Source organism: Streptomyces sp. NBC_01216 (assembly GCF_035994945.1).
Taxonomy (GTDB): domain Bacteria; phylum Actinomycetota; class Actinomycetes; order Streptomycetales; family Streptomycetaceae; genus Streptomyces.
The window spans coordinates 2567291-2583590 of record NZ_CP108677.1; the positions used below are offsets into that span (position 1 = coordinate 2567291).

At 72.5% G+C, this 16300-nt stretch carries 18 protein-coding genes; 8 read left to right on the forward strand and 10 right to left on the reverse strand.

The window, feature by feature from the left end:
* Positions 1 to 55: 55 nt before the first annotated feature.
* Complete coding sequence (locus tag OG393_RS10820; protein WP_327374447.1) at positions 56 to 505, reverse strand: hypothetical protein; 450 nt, start codon at positions 503 to 505, stop codon at positions 56 to 58.
* 175 nt (positions 506 to 680) lie between these two features.
* On the opposite strand from OG393_RS10820, the gene OG393_RS10825 reads away from it, so the two are divergent.
* Together OG393_RS10825 and OG393_RS10830 are read left to right on the forward strand one after the other, a co-directional pair.
* The gene (locus OG393_RS10825; protein WP_327374448.1) at positions 681 to 1892 is read left to right on the forward strand and encodes a pyridoxal phosphate-dependent aminotransferase; all 1212 of its coding nucleotides are present in this window, start codon (positions 681 to 683) and stop codon (positions 1890 to 1892) included.
* An 82-nt stretch (positions 1893 to 1974) separates the two neighbouring features.
* Positions 1975 to 2349, forward strand: a complete 375-nt coding sequence (locus OG393_RS10830) for an SCO4983 family protein (RefSeq protein ID WP_327378385.1) — start codon at positions 1975 to 1977, stop codon at positions 2347 to 2349.
* 317 nt (positions 2350 to 2666) lie between these two features.
* Here OG393_RS10830 and OG393_RS10835 read toward each other — a convergent pair whose 3' ends face one another.
* Complete coding sequence (locus tag OG393_RS10835) at positions 2667 to 4523, reverse strand: phosphoenolpyruvate carboxykinase (GTP) (RefSeq protein WP_327374449.1); 1857 nt, start codon at positions 4521 to 4523, stop codon at positions 2667 to 2669.
* Between the two features lie 217 nt (positions 4524 to 4740).
* On the opposite strand from OG393_RS10835, the gene trhA reads away from it, so the two are divergent.
* The gene (gene trhA, locus OG393_RS10840) at positions 4741 to 5436 is read left to right on the forward strand and encodes a PAQR family membrane homeostasis protein TrhA (protein ID WP_327374451.1); all 696 of its coding nucleotides are present in this window, start codon (positions 4741 to 4743) and stop codon (positions 5434 to 5436) included.
* A 79-nt stretch (positions 5437 to 5515) separates the two neighbouring features.
* The gene (locus OG393_RS10845; RefSeq protein WP_327374452.1) at positions 5516 to 6124 is read left to right on the forward strand and encodes an acyl-CoA-like ligand-binding transcription factor; all 609 of its coding nucleotides are present in this window, start codon (positions 5516 to 5518) and stop codon (positions 6122 to 6124) included.
* A 120-nt stretch (positions 6125 to 6244) separates the two neighbouring features.
* Here OG393_RS10845 and OG393_RS10850 read toward each other — a convergent pair whose 3' ends face one another.
* The 3 genes from OG393_RS10850 to OG393_RS10860 are packed head-to-tail and all read right to left on the reverse strand — an operon-like array spanning position 6245 to position 8412.
* Positions 6245 to 7243 carry a glycoside hydrolase family 26 protein gene (locus OG393_RS10850; RefSeq protein ID WP_327374453.1) on the reverse strand — a complete coding sequence of 333 codons (999 nt, stop codon included), beginning with the start codon at positions 7241 to 7243 and terminating at the stop codon, positions 6245 to 6247.
* Position 7244: 1 nt separating this feature from the next.
* Positions 7245 to 7889 carry a vitamin K epoxide reductase family protein gene (locus OG393_RS10855; protein ID WP_327374454.1) on the reverse strand — a complete coding sequence of 215 codons (645 nt, stop codon included), beginning with the start codon at positions 7887 to 7889 and terminating at the stop codon, positions 7245 to 7247.
* 19 nt (positions 7890 to 7908) lie between these two features.
* Positions 7909 to 8412 (reverse strand): DUF5949 family protein, encoded by a 504-nt coding sequence (locus OG393_RS10860; protein WP_327374455.1) that lies wholly within the window; start codon positions 8410 to 8412, stop codon positions 7909 to 7911.
* A 193-nt stretch (positions 8413 to 8605) separates the two neighbouring features.
* Between OG393_RS10860 and OG393_RS10865 the strand changes: the two genes are divergently transcribed.
* Both OG393_RS10865 and OG393_RS10870 read left to right on the forward strand, forming a co-directional pair.
* A complete protein-coding gene (locus tag OG393_RS10865; protein WP_327374456.1) occupies positions 8606 to 9055 on the forward strand; it encodes a tyrosinase family oxidase copper chaperone in 450 nt (149 codons plus the stop codon).
* Positions 9052 to 9918 (forward strand): tyrosinase family protein, encoded by an 867-nt coding sequence (locus OG393_RS10870; protein ID WP_327374457.1) that lies wholly within the window; start codon positions 9052 to 9054, stop codon positions 9916 to 9918. Before OG393_RS10865 ends, OG393_RS10870 begins: the two co-directional genes overlap by 4 nt.
* A gap of 55 nt (positions 9919 to 9973) precedes the next feature.
* On the opposite strand, the gene OG393_RS10875 is transcribed toward OG393_RS10870, so the two are convergent.
* The 5 genes from OG393_RS10875 to OG393_RS10895 form a co-directional block, all read right to left on the reverse strand.
* Positions 9974 to 10240: a chaplin gene (locus OG393_RS10875; protein WP_327374458.1), complete on the reverse strand. Its 267-nt coding sequence runs from the start codon at positions 10238 to 10240 to the stop codon at positions 9974 to 9976.
* A gap of 309 nt (positions 10241 to 10549) precedes the next feature.
* A complete protein-coding gene (locus OG393_RS10880) occupies positions 10550 to 11020 on the reverse strand; it encodes a hypothetical protein (RefSeq protein ID WP_327374459.1) in 471 nt (156 codons plus the stop codon).
* 384 nt (positions 11021 to 11404) lie between these two features.
* A complete protein-coding gene (locus OG393_RS10885; protein ID WP_327374460.1) occupies positions 11405 to 11671 on the reverse strand; it encodes a hypothetical protein in 267 nt (88 codons plus the stop codon).
* A 247-nt stretch (positions 11672 to 11918) separates the two neighbouring features.
* A complete protein-coding gene (locus OG393_RS10890; protein ID WP_327374461.1) occupies positions 11919 to 12362 on the reverse strand; it encodes a hypothetical protein in 444 nt (147 codons plus the stop codon).
* A gap of 259 nt (positions 12363 to 12621) precedes the next feature.
* A complete protein-coding gene (locus OG393_RS10895; RefSeq protein ID WP_327374462.1) occupies positions 12622 to 12861 on the reverse strand; it encodes a chaplin in 240 nt (79 codons plus the stop codon).
* A 734-nt stretch (positions 12862 to 13595) separates the two neighbouring features.
* On the opposite strand from OG393_RS10895, the gene OG393_RS10900 reads away from it, so the two are divergent.
* Together OG393_RS10900 and OG393_RS10905 are read left to right on the forward strand one after the other, a co-directional pair.
* A complete protein-coding gene (locus OG393_RS10900; RefSeq protein WP_327374463.1) occupies positions 13596 to 14849 on the forward strand; it encodes a glycosyltransferase in 1254 nt (417 codons plus the stop codon).
* The gene (locus tag OG393_RS10905) at positions 14846 to 16300 is read left to right on the forward strand and encodes a sugar transferase (protein WP_327374464.1); all 1455 of its coding nucleotides are present in this window, start codon (positions 14846 to 14848) and stop codon (positions 16298 to 16300) included. Before OG393_RS10900 ends, OG393_RS10905 begins: the two co-directional genes overlap by 4 nt.

Sequence of the window (16300 nt, forward strand, 5' to 3'; positions counted from 1 at the left end):
CTCTGAGCCGAGGGCCCTCGGGCGTCCGGGACGGGGCCGCGGGCGGGCCGGACGCCTAACGGGGACGCTTCGACGCCCCGGGCGCGGAGCCCGATCTGCCGGGCCGCTCGTCGGAGCGGGAGCCGGTCGAGGTGGGCGCCGGGCGGGAGGCCGGGGTCGGCGGGGCGGAGGTGGCCGGGTGGGCGGCGGACGCCGATGCCGATGTCGGGGGGCTGTCGGATCCGTGCCGACCGGGGGACTCCGTGCCCGCCGGGTCCGTGCCGTCCTCGTCGGCGTCCGACACGTCGGGCTGGATGAGGGACGGCGCGCCGGGGCGGTCGCCGGCCGGGGTGTGGGGCCCGCCCGCCGGCGCGGAGCGGAAGGCTCCCGAGACGACCGCGCCGATCAGCCCGAGACCGAGGACGGCGCCGCCGCCGATCACCCAACGGGCGCCGGGGCCCCTCTGTGCCGACGCGTGACGGCCACGGGGTCTCCGGGCGCCGTCGCCGCGGGTGTCCTTGCTCATGACGGCGGATTCTAGTGCCGGGCGGGGCGCGCCCCGCCCGGCCCGGCAGGAGGGAGCGGGGCCGTCGGGAGCGAGCCGGGACGTGGCCCGGACTCCGCCCCCGCCGTGCGCCCGGATCGCCCGACGTGTCCCAGAACACGAGGCGCCGGGACGCGCGCCGCCGTAAGCTCTCCGCATGCAGGTGATCCAGTCCACGAAGCTCGCCAACGTCTGTTACGAGATCCGGGGCCCGGTGCTCGAAGAGGCGATGCGGCTGGAGGCGGCCGGTCATCGCATCCTCAAGCTGAACACGGGCAACCCGGCCGCCTTCGGCTTCGAGTGCCCTCCCGCGATCCTCGAGGACGTGCTGCGCAACCTCGCCGACGCCCACGGCTACGGCGACGCGAAGGGCCTGCTGTCGGCCCGGCGCGCGGTGATGAGCCACTACGAGACCAAGGGCGTCCCGCTGTCCGTCGAGGACGTCTACCTCGGCAACGGCGTCTCCGAGCTGATCCAGATGTCGATGCAGGCGCTGCTCGACGACGGTGACGAGGTGCTCGTCCCGGCGCCGGACTATCCGCTGTGGACCGCGTCCGTCTCGCTCGCCGGGGGCACGGCCGTGCACTACCGCTGCGACGAGCAGGCGGACTGGATGCCGGATCTCGCCGACATCGAGCGGAAGATCACCGACCGCACCAAGGCGATCGTGATCATCAACCCGAACAACCCCACGGGCGCCGTCTACGACGACGAGATGCTCCGGTCTCTCACCGAGATCGCCCGGCGCCACAACCTGGTGGTCTGTTCCGACGAGATCTACGACAAGATCCTCTACGACGGGGCGACGCACACCCCGACCGCCGCGATCGCCCCGGACCTGCTCGTCCTGACCTTCAACGGCATGAGCAAGAACTACCGGGTGGCGGGCTTCCGCTCCGGCTGGCTCGCGGTCTGCGGCCCCAAGGCCCACGCCTCCTCGTACATCGAGGGCCTGACCATCCTCGCCAACATGCGGCTGTGCGCCAACATGCCGGCGCAGCACGCGGTGGCCGCGGCCCTCCAGGGCAGGCAGTCGATCGAGGATCTGGTGCTGCCCGGGGGGCGGCTGCTGGAGCAGCGCGACACCGCGTACGAACTGCTCACCCGCATCCCGGGCGTGACGTGCGTGAAGCCCAAGGGCGCCCTGTACCTCTTCCCGCGACTGGACCCGAGCGTCTACAAGATCAAGGACGACCGCCAGATGGTGCTCGACCTGCTGCGGACCGAGAAGATCATGGTGGTGCACGGCAGTGGCTTCAACTGGCCCGAGCCGGATCACTTCCGGATCGTCACGCTGCCCGCGGCCACGGACCTGGCGGACGCGGTGACCCGGATCGGCACCTTCCTGGACGGTTACGGACAGCCCTGACCGACCACTCTTCGGACACAGCTCAACTTTAGACGGATTCCAAGCTAGGATGGCTCCAGAGCTACCGCAGGAGGCCGTCGCCATGTACGAACCGATCCGCACCAAGTCGGTCCACCGGACGAACGACTCCGCGCCCGCGTACCCGCACCGTTCCCGCGGGGAGGAGCTGGACATCCAGCTCGCCGGGCACCTCGCCGCGCTGCTCGCCGTCACGGACGAGCTGGGCGACACCGTGGCGGGCGACCTCGTCGCCGCGCAGGTCGCCCGACTGCGCGGAGCGCCGCCGGCCCGCCACGCGAGCCTGAGCGGCTCGTCCGTCGCGGCGCTGCACCGGCGGGCTCACGCCCTCGCGGGCCGCGCCCTGGTGGTCGCCGCCTCCCGGGCCGACACGGCCGCCGCGATCCTCGCCGCCGGACGCATGGACGCGCACACCGCGGCGCTGGTCGGCTCGCCCTGACGGCCCCGGTCCGCGCGCTCCGGAAGCCCGCGGACCGGGTGCCACCCATCCGTCACGGGTGTCGGCAGCTTCCGGCGCCCGCCCCCGAGGGGGTACGGGACCGCCGCCCACCTCTTCCGGCACCCGCCCCCGACGGCGTACGCGTCCGATGACGGCCCCCGCGCCTCGCCCGCGTCCACTGCTCCGCCGGCGCCGGACGAAACCGGCCCCCGAAGCCGTGAGGGGGCTTCGGGGGCCGGTATGCATCGTGGTGAGCCGTTCGTGACCCCACTGGTCAGGGCGGCGTTCGGGGCGACCCACCACGAGTCTTCGGGGGATCAGCCCAGTCGCTCGACCAGCGCGCGATACTCGTCCCACAGCTCCTTCGGCGCGTGGTCGCCGAAGGTGTTCAGGTGCTCGGGGACCAGGGCGGCCTCCTCGCGCCAGACGTCACGGTCGACCTTGAGCAGGAACTCCAGGTCCGCGTCCGCGAGCTCCAGGCCCTCGGTGTCCAGGGACTCCTTCGTCGGCAGGATGCCGATCGGGGTCTCGACACCCTCCGCCTTGCCCTGGAGGCGCTCCACGATCCACTTCAGGACGCGGCTGTTCTCGCCGAAGCCGGGCCAGACGAACGAGCCCGCGTCGTTCTTGCGGAACCAGTTGACGTAGTAGATCTTCGGCAGCTTCGCGGCGTCGGCGGCGGCACCGACCTTGACCCAGTGCGCCATGTAGTCGCCCATGTTGTAGCCGCAGAACGGCAGCATGGCGAACGGGTCGCGGCGCAGCTCGCCGACCTTGCCCTCGGCCGCGGCGGTCTTCTCGGAGGCGACGTTCGCGCCGAGGAAGACGCCGTGGTTCCAGTCGAAGGACTCGGTCACCAGCGGGACGGCGGAGGCGCGGCGCCCGCCGAAGAGGATCGCCGAGATCGGCACGCCCTTCGGGTCCTCCCACTCGGGCGCGGCGATCGGGCACTGCGAGGCGGGGACGGTGAACCGGGCGTTCGGGTGGGCGGCCGGGGTCTCCGAGTCCGGCGTCCAGTCGTTGCCCTTCCAGTCCGTCAGGTGCTTGGGCGCCTCCGCGGTCATGCCCTCCCACCAGACGTCGCCGTCGTCGGTGAGCGCGACGTTGGTGAAGACCGCGTTGCCCCAGAGGGTCTTCATGGCGTTGGCGTTGGTGTGCTCGCCGGTGCCGGGCGCGACGCCGAAGAAGCCGGCCTCGGGGTTGATCGCGTAGAGGCGGCCGTCCTCGCCGAAGCGCATCCAGGCGATGTCGTCACCGATGGTCTCGACCGTCCAGCCGGGAACCGTGGGCTCCAGCATGGCGAGGTTGGTCTTGCCGCACGCGGACGGGAAGGCGGCGGCGACGTACACCGCCTCGCCGCGCGGCGGGGTGAGCTTGAGGATCAGCATGTGCTCGGCCAGCCAGCCCTCGTCGCGCGCCATGACGGAGGCGATGCGCAGGGCGTAGCACTTCTTGCCGAGCAGGGCGTTGCCGCCGTAGCCGGAGCCGTAGGACCAGATCTCGCGGGTCTCGGGGAAGTGCGAGATGTACTTGGTGCTGTTGCAGGGCCACGGCACGTCGGCCTCGCCCTCGGCGAGCGGCGCCCCGAGGGTGTGGACGGCCTTGACGAAGAAGCCGTCGGTGCCGAGCTCGTCCAGCACGGCCTGGCCCATGCGGGTCATGGTCCGCATCGAGACGGCGACGTAGGCGGAGTCGGTGATCTCGACGCCGATCGCGGACAGCGAGGAGCCGAGCGGGCCCATGCAGAAGGGCACGACGTACATCGTGCGGCCCTTCATGGAGCCGTGGAAGATACCCCCGGAGCCTTCGGCCGGGGAGGCGCCCGCGGCGGGCTCACCGGTGAAGATCTCCTTCATCTCGGCCGGGGCCTTCCAGTGGTTGGTCGGGCCCGCGTCCTCCTCCTTCTCGGAGCAGATGAAGGTCCGGTCCTCGACGCGGGCGACGTCGGAGGGGTCGGAGGCGGCGTAGTACGAGTTCGGGCGCTTGACCGGGTCGAGCTTCTTGAAGGTCCCCTTGGCGACGAGCTCCCCGCACAGGCGCTCGTACTCGGCCTCGGACCCGTCGCACCAGACGATGTCGTCCGGCTGCGTGATCGCCGCGATCTCGTTCACCCAGGAGACGAGTTCCTGGTGCTGGGTGGGGACGGTGGTGGGAGCCGCGTTGTCGCGCGCCACGATTGCTCCTTGATGAGGGGTTTTTGAATATATGCCCCTTGGGGGCTGCGACCCGGATGCTTCAGGGGATGACCCTTGTGCCACGCGTCCGCTCATCCGGTGCCGACCGCACTCATTTGATCATCCGACGGATGCGCCCATATGTCCAGAGGGCCGCACACGTGAGCATCGCCACTCTCATCCGGGACCTACGGGGGCGTAGGTACCATGCGTTCTCATGACTGCAGCCACGCCGGAAGCGAACCGGACAGAGCCCGCGGCACCGACGGCGACCCTTCCCCTGAAGCCCCGGCTCAGGGGCTGGCTGCACGCGGGCATGTTCCCCGCCGTGATCGTCGCGGGGCTCGTCCTGGTCGCCCTCGCGGACTCGCCCCGCGCCCGGATCGCCTGCGGCGTCTACGTCCTCACCGCCTGCCTCCTGTTCGGCATCAGCGCGCTCTACCACCGCGGCACCTGGGGTCCGCGCGCCGAGGCCGTCCTGCGCCGGCTGGACCACGCGAACATCTTCCTGATCATCGCGGGTACCTACACCCCGCTCACCCTGCTCCTGCTGCCCGACTCCACCGGGCAGCCCCTCATGTGGGCGGTCTGGGCCGCCGCCGCGGCCGGCATCGCCTTCCGGGTCTTCTGGGTGGGCGCGCCGCGCTGGCTCTACACGCCGTGCTACATCGCGATGGGCTGGGCCGCCGTCTTCTTCCTGCCCGACTTCATGAGGACCGGCGGCATCGCGGTCCTCGTCCTGGTCATCGTCGGCGGCCTGCTCTACAGCGCGGGCGGTGTGATCTACGGCATGAAGCGCCCCGATCCGTCCCCGCGCTGGTTCGGCTTCCACGAGGTCTTCCACTCGCTGACGCTGGCGGCCTTCATCGTCCACTACGTCGGCATCTCGCTGGTGGCCTACCAGCACTCCTGAGCTCGTGCGGGGGAATCACGGTGCCGCTTCCCCGCACGGCCCGGGGAGAGCCGTTGGATCATGGCCGACAATGACGGCCATGACCGCCGATCCGACCCCCGCGCCCCGGCCCGACCTGCGTGCCCGCAAGAAGCAGCGCACCCGCGCGGCGATCCGGAAGGCGACGTGTCGGCTCGCCGCCGAGCAGGGCTGGGGCTCGGTCACGACCGAGCGGATCGCGTCCGCGGCCGAGGTCTCCCCCTCGACGGTCGTCCGCTACTTCCCGGTCCGGGAGGACATCCTCCTCGGCGACGGGAACGACTCCCTGCTGGAAGCCCGGCTGCGGGCCCGCCCCACCGACGAGCAGCCGCTGGAGTCACTGCGGGCCGTCCTCCTCGACGCCGTCCGCACGGCGCAGGCCGACGAACCGGAGGACACCCGGCTGCGGGCCCGTCTCGCGGCGGAGATCCCCTCCGTACGGGCCCGGCTCACCGAGACCACGGCGGAGACCTCCCGGCGGCTCGCGCACGCCCTGGCCGCCCGCACCGGCCGGGACGCCGACGACCTGGAGGTGCGGGTCCTCACCGCGGCGGTGCTGGCCTCGGTACGGGAGGCCACCGCCCTCTGGGCGGAGCGTGGCGGGCGGGACGCCCTGCTCCCGCTGCTCGACCGCGCCGTCGACACCCTCAGGGACGGGCTGTCCCTCTGAGCCGAGAGCCTGCCGGGTGGTCTTCGGCCGACAGGCTCTGAGCGCCGACGGCGGTGCGCACGGCGGCACGCGGCCCCCGGGTGAGCCGGGACCCGGCCCGCCCGGGGCAGGACCGGACCCTCACAGTCCCGCCCGGACCACCTCGGCGGACTCCGGGTTGTCCGGACACTGCCACACCCCGTGCGGGCAGTAGTCCGTGAACGTCTGGTAGGCGGGCCGGTGCCGGGCGAACCAGTCGAACATCCCGCGGACGTACTCCGGGTTGTCGCCGTTGCGGAAGAGCCCCCACTCCGGATACGACACGGGCTTGCCGTGCGCCGCCGCGAACCGCACGTGGTCCGCGAGCCCGAGCTCCTCCGTCACCTGCCCGTCGAAGCCCAGACCCGCCGGCTGGTCGTAGGCGTCCATCCCGATGATGTCGACGTACCCGTCGCCCGGGTAGCAGCGGGGCCACTCCACCGCGTCCCTGCCCCGACTCACGGTGAAGTCGAAGCGGAAGCGCTGCCCGGGCACCGCCCGCAGCACGTCGACGACCCGCCGCCAGTACCGCTGCCAGGTCTCCGGGTCCGGTCCGCAGCGGTGGCTGTAGGTGGTGCCGTTCATCTCCCAGCCCAGGACCAGGATCGCGTCGCCCAGCCGGTGCGCGACGAGCCGCTCCCCCAGGACCCGGAAGTGCCGGTCGAACTCCCCGGCGGCACCGCGGCCCAGTGCGGCCCGCACCTCCTCGTCGGGCAGGGATTCCTCGCTGCGGTCGAGCAGCGGCACGTTCAGCACGAACAGGCGCCCCGGCCGCTCCTCCTTCCACCGCGCCCACGGCTCGAACAGTTCGGCGTGGCCCTCGATGTTGGACCAGCGGTCGCCCGGCAAATAGGTGTGACCGACGGTCAGGGACGCTCCGCCCAGCCAGCGCTGGAGGTCGGCGAGCCGCCCCACCCCCTTCTCGTCGGAGCCGGTGAACACCCCGGACGGGACGTCCACCGGACCGGACACGGCCCGCCCACCGGTGCCGGACGGGCCGGGCTCCCCCCGGTCCCGCAGGACCAGGACGGTGAGGGCCACGACGACGGCCGCGAGCAGCACCAGCGCGGATGCGGCTCGCGGCCGGAGGAGAGGGGGCACGTCAGCTGGTCCAGAAGTCCCACCAGCGGGTCAGGATGAGCATCCCGATGATCCCGGCGTGCAGGACGGGCGGCGCGAAGGCGAAGTCCTCGAAGAACCCCTTCACGGCGGCGGGGGCGGGCAGCACGCCCGCACGGACGTTGTGCGCGGTCACATACCAGAACATGACGAGGGTGGCGGTCCAGGCGAGGCAGCACCACAGGCAGAGCGCGCCGATCTCGTACAGCGACTGGTACATCAGCCAGGTGCAGAACCCGACGCCGAAGAGCATCCCGGCGTTCAGCCCGAGCCAGAACCAGCCGCGGTAGCGGGCACCGGCCAGCAGCCCGGCGCCCACGGCGACGACCACCCCGTACGCCACGAGCCCGAGCATCGGGTTCGGGAAGCCGAACACCGACGCCTGCTCGCTCTTCATGATGTTGCCGCAGGAGACGACCGGGTTGAGGCTGCACCCCGGAGTGAAGTCCGGGTCCTCCAGCAGCTTGAACTTGTCGATCGTGATGACCCAGCCCGCCAGCACTCCAGCCGCGCCGGTGACCATCAGCAGCCAGGCCAGACCGCGCCCCGCGCCGATCGCCCCGCCGCTCTCCGGGGACCCTTCCCGCCGCCGGGTGGACCGTGCCCCGCGTACCTCGACCGTGGCCATCACGCCACCCCCTCTCCGCTCAGCCCTGGAGTCGTCGCACCGGCAGCCGGACGTGCGCCGCGGAGGCCACGACCTCGTCGTCGGTGACGAAGTCCCGCAGCCGCTCCGCCGCGACCGCCTCGCCGGGCGCCGCGTCCGGCCAAGGCCGCACGGGGACGATGAGGTAGGCGCAGCCGTGCTCGTGGGCCGCCGCCTCCCAATCCGCCGGCACCGGGCACTGCGCCTTCATGAAGGGCAGGGTGAGCACGGCCCGCTGGGCCTCCACGAGCAGATGCGCGCCGGTGCCGCGCTCCTCCGCCGCGTCGACCACCCGGTCCCCGAGGGGCAGGCCCATGTCGTCCAGGGCGGCCCGGAGCGCCGCTTCGCCCGCCTCGGGTCCGTCGCTGCCGTCGCCGAGCGAGTACACCATCAGGAAGGGCATGGCGGGCATGTCGTCGGTGGGCCCGGTGGTCCACGGTACGACGGTGAGCGTTCCGAAAGGAGAGGCACTGCGCGCCGGGGAATCGACGTGGGGTGTGGTCATGAACCGGGATGCTAGTGGCCCAACCCCCCTTGCCAGCAGCGCCGTTCACCCGATCGGCCGATGGTGGAGCGCGAGTGAGCCGATGCGCCCCTCCAGAACGTCTGTGCGGCGCGACCAATCGCCGCCCGGCTCGTTGAGCCCACAGGGCCTTCTCCGGCCCGCGCCGATTCAGCCGACCCAAGGGAGTTCACCCGTGATCGCCGACGAGCCGGTCACCCGCCCCGCACGCCGGACCGCACTGCGCGCCCTGTTCACCGTGGCCGTCGCCGCCCTCACCGGCGGCGCGCTCGCACGGATCGCCAGCACACCCGCCGCACCGCGTCGCCCGGTCGGCGGGGCCGAGGAGGCGAGCCGGGCCGGAGGGTTCGCCGAGTCGCTCGCCTTCGACGAGATGTACCGCGGACGCCACATCCAGGCCAGGCGGATCCCGCGGAACGGGCCGGTCGAGGTACTGGTCGACGGCCGGCCGCTCCACCTCATGCGGCGCGCCGACGGCAGCTACCTCAGCGCCGTCGACCACTACGAGTCCTGCACGACGCCGCTGGCGGCCACCCGCACCGCCGTGGACCAGTCGGGCACCGCCCCGCTGTCCCGGTACGCCGCCACCCACGGCACGCACCCGGGCGGGAGGGAGTCCGCGTGACCCACGTGCGCAAGAACCAGCGCGATCTGAGCGGCGCCGAGCGGCGGAGGTTCGTCGCCGCCGTCCTGGAGCTCAAACGTCTCGGCACCTACGACGACTTCGTCCGCACCCACATCGAGTACTACTCGGCCGACGGCGACACCCGCCTCCGTCTGGCGCACATGGCCCCGAGCTTCCTGCCCTGGCACCGCAAGTTCCTGCTGGAGTTCGAGCGGGCGCTGCGCCGGATCGACCCGACGGTGAGCGTGCCGTACTGGGACTGGACCGTGGACGACACCCCGGCCGCCTCCCTCTGGGGCGAGGACTTCATGGGCGGCAACGGCCGGCGCGGCGACCTCCAGGTCACGACCGGGCCGTTCGCCTACTCCGGCGGGCGCTGGACGGTGACCCACGCGATGACCGAGGCACGCTTCCTGACCCGGGACTTCGGCCGTCCGCAGAGCCCGATCACGCTCCCCACCCGGGGGGAGCTGGACGAGGTCATGCGGGAGACGGTGTACGACGCGGCGCCCTGGAACTCCACGAGCCGCTCGGGCTTCCGCAACGCGCTGGAGGGCTGGGGCCCGGGACGGGGCAACGAACGCTTCCGGATCCACAACCGGGTGCACCGCTGGGTCGGCGGCCTGATGCTGGGCGGGGCCTCCGTCAACGACCCGGTGTTCTGGCTCCACCACTCCTTCGTCGATCTGATCTGGTCGCGCTGGCAGAAGCTCCACCCGCGGGCCGGCTATCTCCCCCTGGAGCCGCCGCCCTTGGGCGATCCGCAGTACCGACGGATCGCGGCCCGCGACGAGAAGATGGGCCCCTGGGGCGTCACCCCCGGCTCACTGCTCGACCACAGCGGGCTCTACCGCTACGCATGACGCGAACGTCCCCCCGACCGGTGGCCGGGGGGACGTTCCTTGGAGGCGGGGTGGCTCAGCCGCCGTAGCCACCGTCGTGGTGGTCGATGTTCGCGCAGTGGTTGCCGAACGTCGGGTTGAGCAGCCCGATCACGTTCACGGTGTTGCCGCAGACGTTGACCGGCACGTGGACCGGAAGCTGCAGAACGTTGCCGGAGGCGACACCGGGCGAGTGGGCGGCGGCGGCCTGGGCACCCGAGTCGGCGACGGCCATGCCGGCTCCGCTGAGGGCAACGGCACCCGTGCCGGCGAGGACAGCGGCAGCCTTCGCGATGCGAGACATCAAGAACTCCTTGGAGTGGAAAGCCGGCCGCGAGAATCACGGCCGTCGTTCCCTTCAACGCCACTCGCGCCCCCGGGTCACGGCTGTTACGCCGGATGATGCGGACCGCGCCGAAGGAGGCGGGCGCCCATGGGAAAGCCCGCAGAACCGGCGGTCCACTCCACCGCCGGCTGCGGCGGGGTGAACCTTCGGTGCTGCGGGCATCGGCCATGCGACAAGCCTTCTGCTGTAACGAACAACGACCCTTCGGGTGGCGGGGAAGAATCGTGTCTTCACCCGCCGGGGCATCGGTCGTACAGAGAGCCGGTGTCAGGCCCCGGGCTGCGCCAGGCCCAGCTGGGAGTCCAGCGCCCCGGTGGCCGCGGGTGCCAGCACACCGATCTGGGGCACCGTCAGGTCCGGCAGGCCGAGGTGTTCGCCGCGCGGAGCGAGGACCGGATTACCCACCGTGGCTCCGGGGGTGGCGGCGGCCACCTCGGAGCGCGAGGTGGTGAACAGCGCCTTCCCCGGCTCGCTGCCGTCCAGGACCTCGGGCAGCGGGGCCGCGACGACGGTCTCGGGGAGCGTGCTGCCGAGCGGGACACGCGGCAGGCTGACGTCCGGGAGTCCACCGCCCTTCTGGAAGCCGGTGGGCGCGCCCGGCACCGGCAGCGGGACGCCGGTCGCCAGTGTGGGGGCGTCCATGGGGATCACCGGCTCCAGACCCTGGAGCGGGACGACCACGGGTGCGTCGGCCGCCGCGGCCGGGGAGGCCATGGCGGCGGAGGCGAGAGCGGTCATGAGAATTCCCAAGCCGGCATGAGATCGCAGGTTCATTACTGCGTACGCCCTTCAGAGCAAGTGGAGACAGTGCGGTGATGCGGTGTGTCGGACAAACGAGCCCCACGGAAGGGACGTCGCGAAGTTCGCCTGAATGCAGGAAGGTCAAGCATTACGACGGGTGATTCCCGTGAGGTCCGCTCGACGTCGCCCGGAGCGGGCCCGCCGACGGCGGCAGGTGTTCCGACGGCCGCGCGGTCGGAGCCGTCGGACCGTCAGGCCGTACGACGGGATCGCGTGGCCGACCGCCGCGAGCGGTGTTCCCGTGGTCGGGTGCCACGCCGGGGAGTCGGGAGGGTGGGCACCAGGGCGCGACCGCCCGGTCGGAAGTCTCCCGGCAGGCTCTCAGCCGCCCAGCGGGAGGCCGCCCAGCAGGGGGGCGACCTGGCTGGTCTCGTTCAGCTGGTTCGCGGTGTCCTGAACGGTCTTGACGACGGAACCGTCCGTCGTGCTGCTCAGCGCGTCCGTCTTCAGACCCTGGCTGGTGAGCGCCCCGAGGCCACCGTCGAGGCTGGTGGGCGTCGCCATCGGTTCGGCGGCCATGGCGGGGGCCGCGGCACCCAGCGCCATCACGGAACCGGCGACGACCGCGGCAACCTTGGTGGGCTTCATGAAGAGAGTCCTTCCTGAGTCTTCGTCACAGAGTGAACAAGTCATCTGCCGTGCAGGGCTCTTGGCCGATTCCCGCACGTCGTACCGCTTTCTGTAACGAGAGGTCCGCGTCCCGGAAACTCCGGGAGGGGGGATTTCTCGACACTGCACCCGAATGATGGGAGCCGGTGCGATCTACCGATCGAATGCACGGAACCGTGCCGGTGCGGCGACGACCGGACCGGCACGGCGGAGCCGTGGTGCGGGGTCACCGGAGAGGCGGCGCCGCGACGGCGGGCAACTCCGACGGGGTCACCGAAAGCGGCACGGGCGGCACGGGAACCTGCGGCACCGGCGGGAGGGCGGGCAGGTCCGGCACCGCGACCGGCGGGAGGGCGGGCAGGTCCGGCACGGAGAGTCCGTCCAGGGCATCGGCCACGAGCTGGTCGACCAGGGTCGTCAGCGTCATGGTGACCTGCGGGACGAGTCCGACGGCGCCACCCGAGGCGACCGCCGCCAACAGGTCGGCGACCATCTCCTCGACGGCGGCGAGGGGGGCGGCGGACCGGGCGTCGGCGAGCGGGGCTCGGGCGGCGACGGGGGCCGCGGGGGACATCGGGTACGCGTCGGCGTGGGCGGGCTCCGGTACGCCGAGCGAGACGGCGGCGGATATCGCCAGGGTCACGAGGTGGCGTGATGACAAGGGACGCATATGTGTTCCTTTTCCTTATGCGTCGGACAACTTCGCCCTCAACGTGCCTGCGGTGATGGCGCTCCGCAACTGCGAAGCTACGCAGCGACATCCCTCCATTCGAGTGAATCGGACCTGGTGGCCTGCCCCTGCGAGGGGCGTACGCCGTTGCACCGGACGGCGTACAGGGAGTGCGCCGAACGAGCAGAAGGCCGGCGCGCCGCACCCTGGGAAGGGGCGACGCACCGGCCTCGGAAGGACCGCGATCCGGCGTGCGAGATCAGGCGTTGACGCAGGCGTTGCCGAAGGCCGGGTTCAGGGCGCCGATGACGCTGACGGTGTTGCCGCAGAGGTTGACCGGCACGTGGACCGGGACCTGCACGAGGTTGCCGGACAGGACGCCGGGGGACTTCACGGCCGCGCCCTCGGCGAGGGAGTCGGCGGAGGCGATGCCGGTCGCACCCGCGACGGACGCGGCGACACCGACGGTCAGGACTACAGCCTTCGCGATACGGGACATGGAGAAGCACTCCTCGATTGATTTCAATCCACTTGGACCGGACGGTCGCTGCGGGCGGGTTCACCCGACTCCCTCAACAACGCGATCCCCTTTCAATGGTTGCTCTCCCGAACGGGTGATGCGCGTCCCGCCTTCGGGCCACCGGAGAGTCCTCGGAGCAAGTGGGCGGGAAAAGGCGCAACACGCCCAACGAGGAACCGGCCGCACAGATACGGGAGTTCGCGTTTACGAGCATCTAATGCTTAGTATCGCCCGGCGTTGGGGTTATAACGGTCTCGAACGCCGCTCCCGGCCAGGTAGCGCCGACAACATCGATTTCGCATGGTCCACCCCTCCCTCTTCCCCGGTCATCACGGGTGCCTTGCTTCTCTCATCAAAACGGAGAACCTGTATGCGGAATTCAGCCGTTCACGCTGTGTGCCGCGGCCTGTCGCGCGCTCCGAACCATTTCCCCCCGTCCGGCCCGGCGGCCTCCCTCGCGCTCCCGCGTCGCCCGGCCGGACCGGTCCGCGTGCTCGCACCCGCCGGCGCCCCGGGAACTCCCGGTGATTTCCCGGCGGTGGATCCGGAACGGACGCACAACCCCTCGCGGTCCGAATACGCCCGTTCCCCGGACGACGTGATGAACTCCAGCATCACCGAATTCGGCGGCGGTCGAAGCACGCGACCGACCTCCCGTCAGAACACCCTGGGGTACGACTCCGACGTCTTCGAACCGGGGGGTGCGCCGCACCATGGAGCAGTCCGAGTCCACGTCCGCTCCGGCACCCGGCGGGACACCCTCCGGCGCCGCACGCCCCTGCGCCACCCGGACGTCCGGCGCTGAGGTGCGGCCCCCACGGGACACGTCTCCCCTCTCCTCCACCGTCCTGCACGTGGTCCAGCCCGGCGAGGGCGGGGTGGCCCGGGTCGTGACCGACCTGGTCCGCGGCCAGCTCGACGCGGGGCTCCGGGTCGCCGTCGCCTGCCCGCCCGGTACACCGCTCGCCGCGGCCGTACGGGCCGAGGGCGTGCCGGTGCACCCCTGGCGGGCCGGCCGGGACCCCGGACCGGGCCTGGTACGCGAACTCCGCGAACTCGCCCGGCTGATCCGTGCCGTGCGCCCGGACCTCGTCCACGCGCACAGCGCCAAGGCCGGGCTGTGCGCCCGGCTGACGCTGCGGGGTCGCGTGCCGACGGTGTACCAGCCGCACGCCTGGTCCTTCGAGGCGGCGGACGGGCCGGTCGGGGCCCTGGCGCGGCACTGGGAACGCTGGGCCGCCCGCTGGACGGCCCGCGTCGTCTGCGTGAGCGAGGCCGAGCGCCGGACCGGCGAGCGCGCCGGTGTCCGCGCACCCTGGTCGATCGTTCACAACGGTGTGGACGTCGCCAGGTTCACGGCCGGAGAACCCGGCAGGACCGACGTGCCCGCCACCCGGGAGACCCCCGGGCCCACCGTCGTCTGCGTCGGCCGGCTCTGCCGCCAGAAGGGACAGGACACCCTGCTCGCCGCCTGGCCCGCCATCCTGTCCGAAGCGCCCACCGCGCGGCTGGTGCTGGTCGGTGACGGTCCGGACGCCGCACGGCTGCGGGCCGACGCGCCCCCTTCGGTGCGGTTCGCCGGAGCCGTCGAGGACACCGCGCCGTGGTACCGGGCCGCCGATCTCGTCGTCCTGCCCTCCAGATGGGAGGGCATGGCCCTGGCACCGCTGGAGGCCATGGCGAGCGGCCGGCCGGTCGTGGTCAGCGATGTGGACGGCGCGCGCGAAAGCCTCCCCCCGGGCCACGCCCCCCTGTGCCTGGTCCCGCCCGAGGACCCGGCCGCCCTCGCCGCCGCCGTCGGCCGCCTTCTGGGCCGGCCGGGGCTGCGGCGTTCCCTGGGCCGCGAGGCCCAGGATCACGTACTGACCAGATTCGATGTGCGGCGCACCGGCGCGGCCGTCGCGGACCTGTACCGCGAGCTGGCCGGAGTGCGGTGCACCGAGCACAGAGAGCCGATGTCGCAGTGACCACGGAAAGCACCAGCATCCCGTCCACGCCGGGCCCCTGGACCGCCGCGGGCCAGGGCTCCGCCCCCGGTCTCGCCTCCCTCGCCCCGCCGCGCGGCACACCGGGCCGCACGGCCTCGCCGCCGCGCCGGGCCCCACGGCCGCCCCGCCCCGTCGCTCCGCTCCTCGCGGCCGACGGGCTGGCCGTCCTGCTCGCCGCCTGCCTGGTGCCGGACCCGCACCGCGGGCCCCTGCTGTTCCTGCTGGTCGCCGGCTGCGTGTGCGTGTTCCACGCCCACGCGGGGCTCTACCGGCCGGGCCCGCGGGCCTCCGCCCTGGACGAGCTGCCCGCGCTGGCCGCCCGCGCCGGCTTCGCCTGGTGCCTGGCCGCCGCCGTCTTCGCGGCGTACGGCCCCACCGCGATCGGTCCCGGTCCGCTCGGTGCCGCCTACGCCGCGCACCTCACCGCCGGGTGTCTGCTCCGCGGCCTGGTGCACGCCCACGGGCGGCGGACGCACCGGTCGCGTCCGCGTTCGGCGCTGGTGATCGGCGGGGCCGGCGCGGCGCACCGGTTCGCGTCGGCGGTCGGCCGGCACCCGGAGTACGGCCTGCGGCCGGTGGGGATCGTCGGCCCCCGGGCGGACATCGGATCACCCCAGCCGGGCGCGGAGCCCGGTCTTCCGGTGCTGAGCACGACGGAGGAGATCCACCGGGCCGTCATCCAGAACGCGGTGCGCGACGCGGTGTTCCTGTCGGATGACGCCGCCCTGGTGACGCTCTTCCAGCAGTACGGATGCACGACCTGGCGGGTGGGCGACGGGCGGCACGGCGGTCCTATGAGTGACCATCTGTGGGGCTACGGCTTCCGGCGGCTGGTCCCGCCCGCCGAGCGGCGCGGCCGGACCGCGAAACGGGTGCTGGACCTGGCCGTGGGCGTCCCCGCACTGATGACGGTGCTGCCGCTGCTGCTCGGGTGCGCGCTCGCGGTGCGGCTCTCCGACGGTCCCGGGGTCCTCTTCCGGCAGGAGCGGGTGGGCCAGAACGGACGACTGTTCACCCTGCTGAAGTTCCGCACCCTGCGCCCCAGCGACGAGACGGAGTCGGCGACGCGGTGGAGCGTCGCCGACGACCGGCGGATGAGCCCGGTCGGCAGCTTCCTGCGGCGTTCCTCGCTGGACGAGCTGCCGCAGCTGTGGAACGTGCTGCGCGGGGACATGAGCCTGGTCGGACCCCGCCCCGAACGGCCCTACTTCGTAGCCCGGTTCAGCAGGATCCACCCGGGCTACGCGGCCCGGCACCGGATGCCCGTAGGGCTCACCGGGCTGGCCCAGGTGCACGGGCTGCGCGGCGACACCTCGATCGAGGACCGCTGCCGCTTCGACAACCACTACATCGACCACTGGTCGCTCTGGCAGGACGTCCGCATCCTGCTGCGGACCGCGGCCGGGCTCGTCCGACCGGCGGGGAGCTGA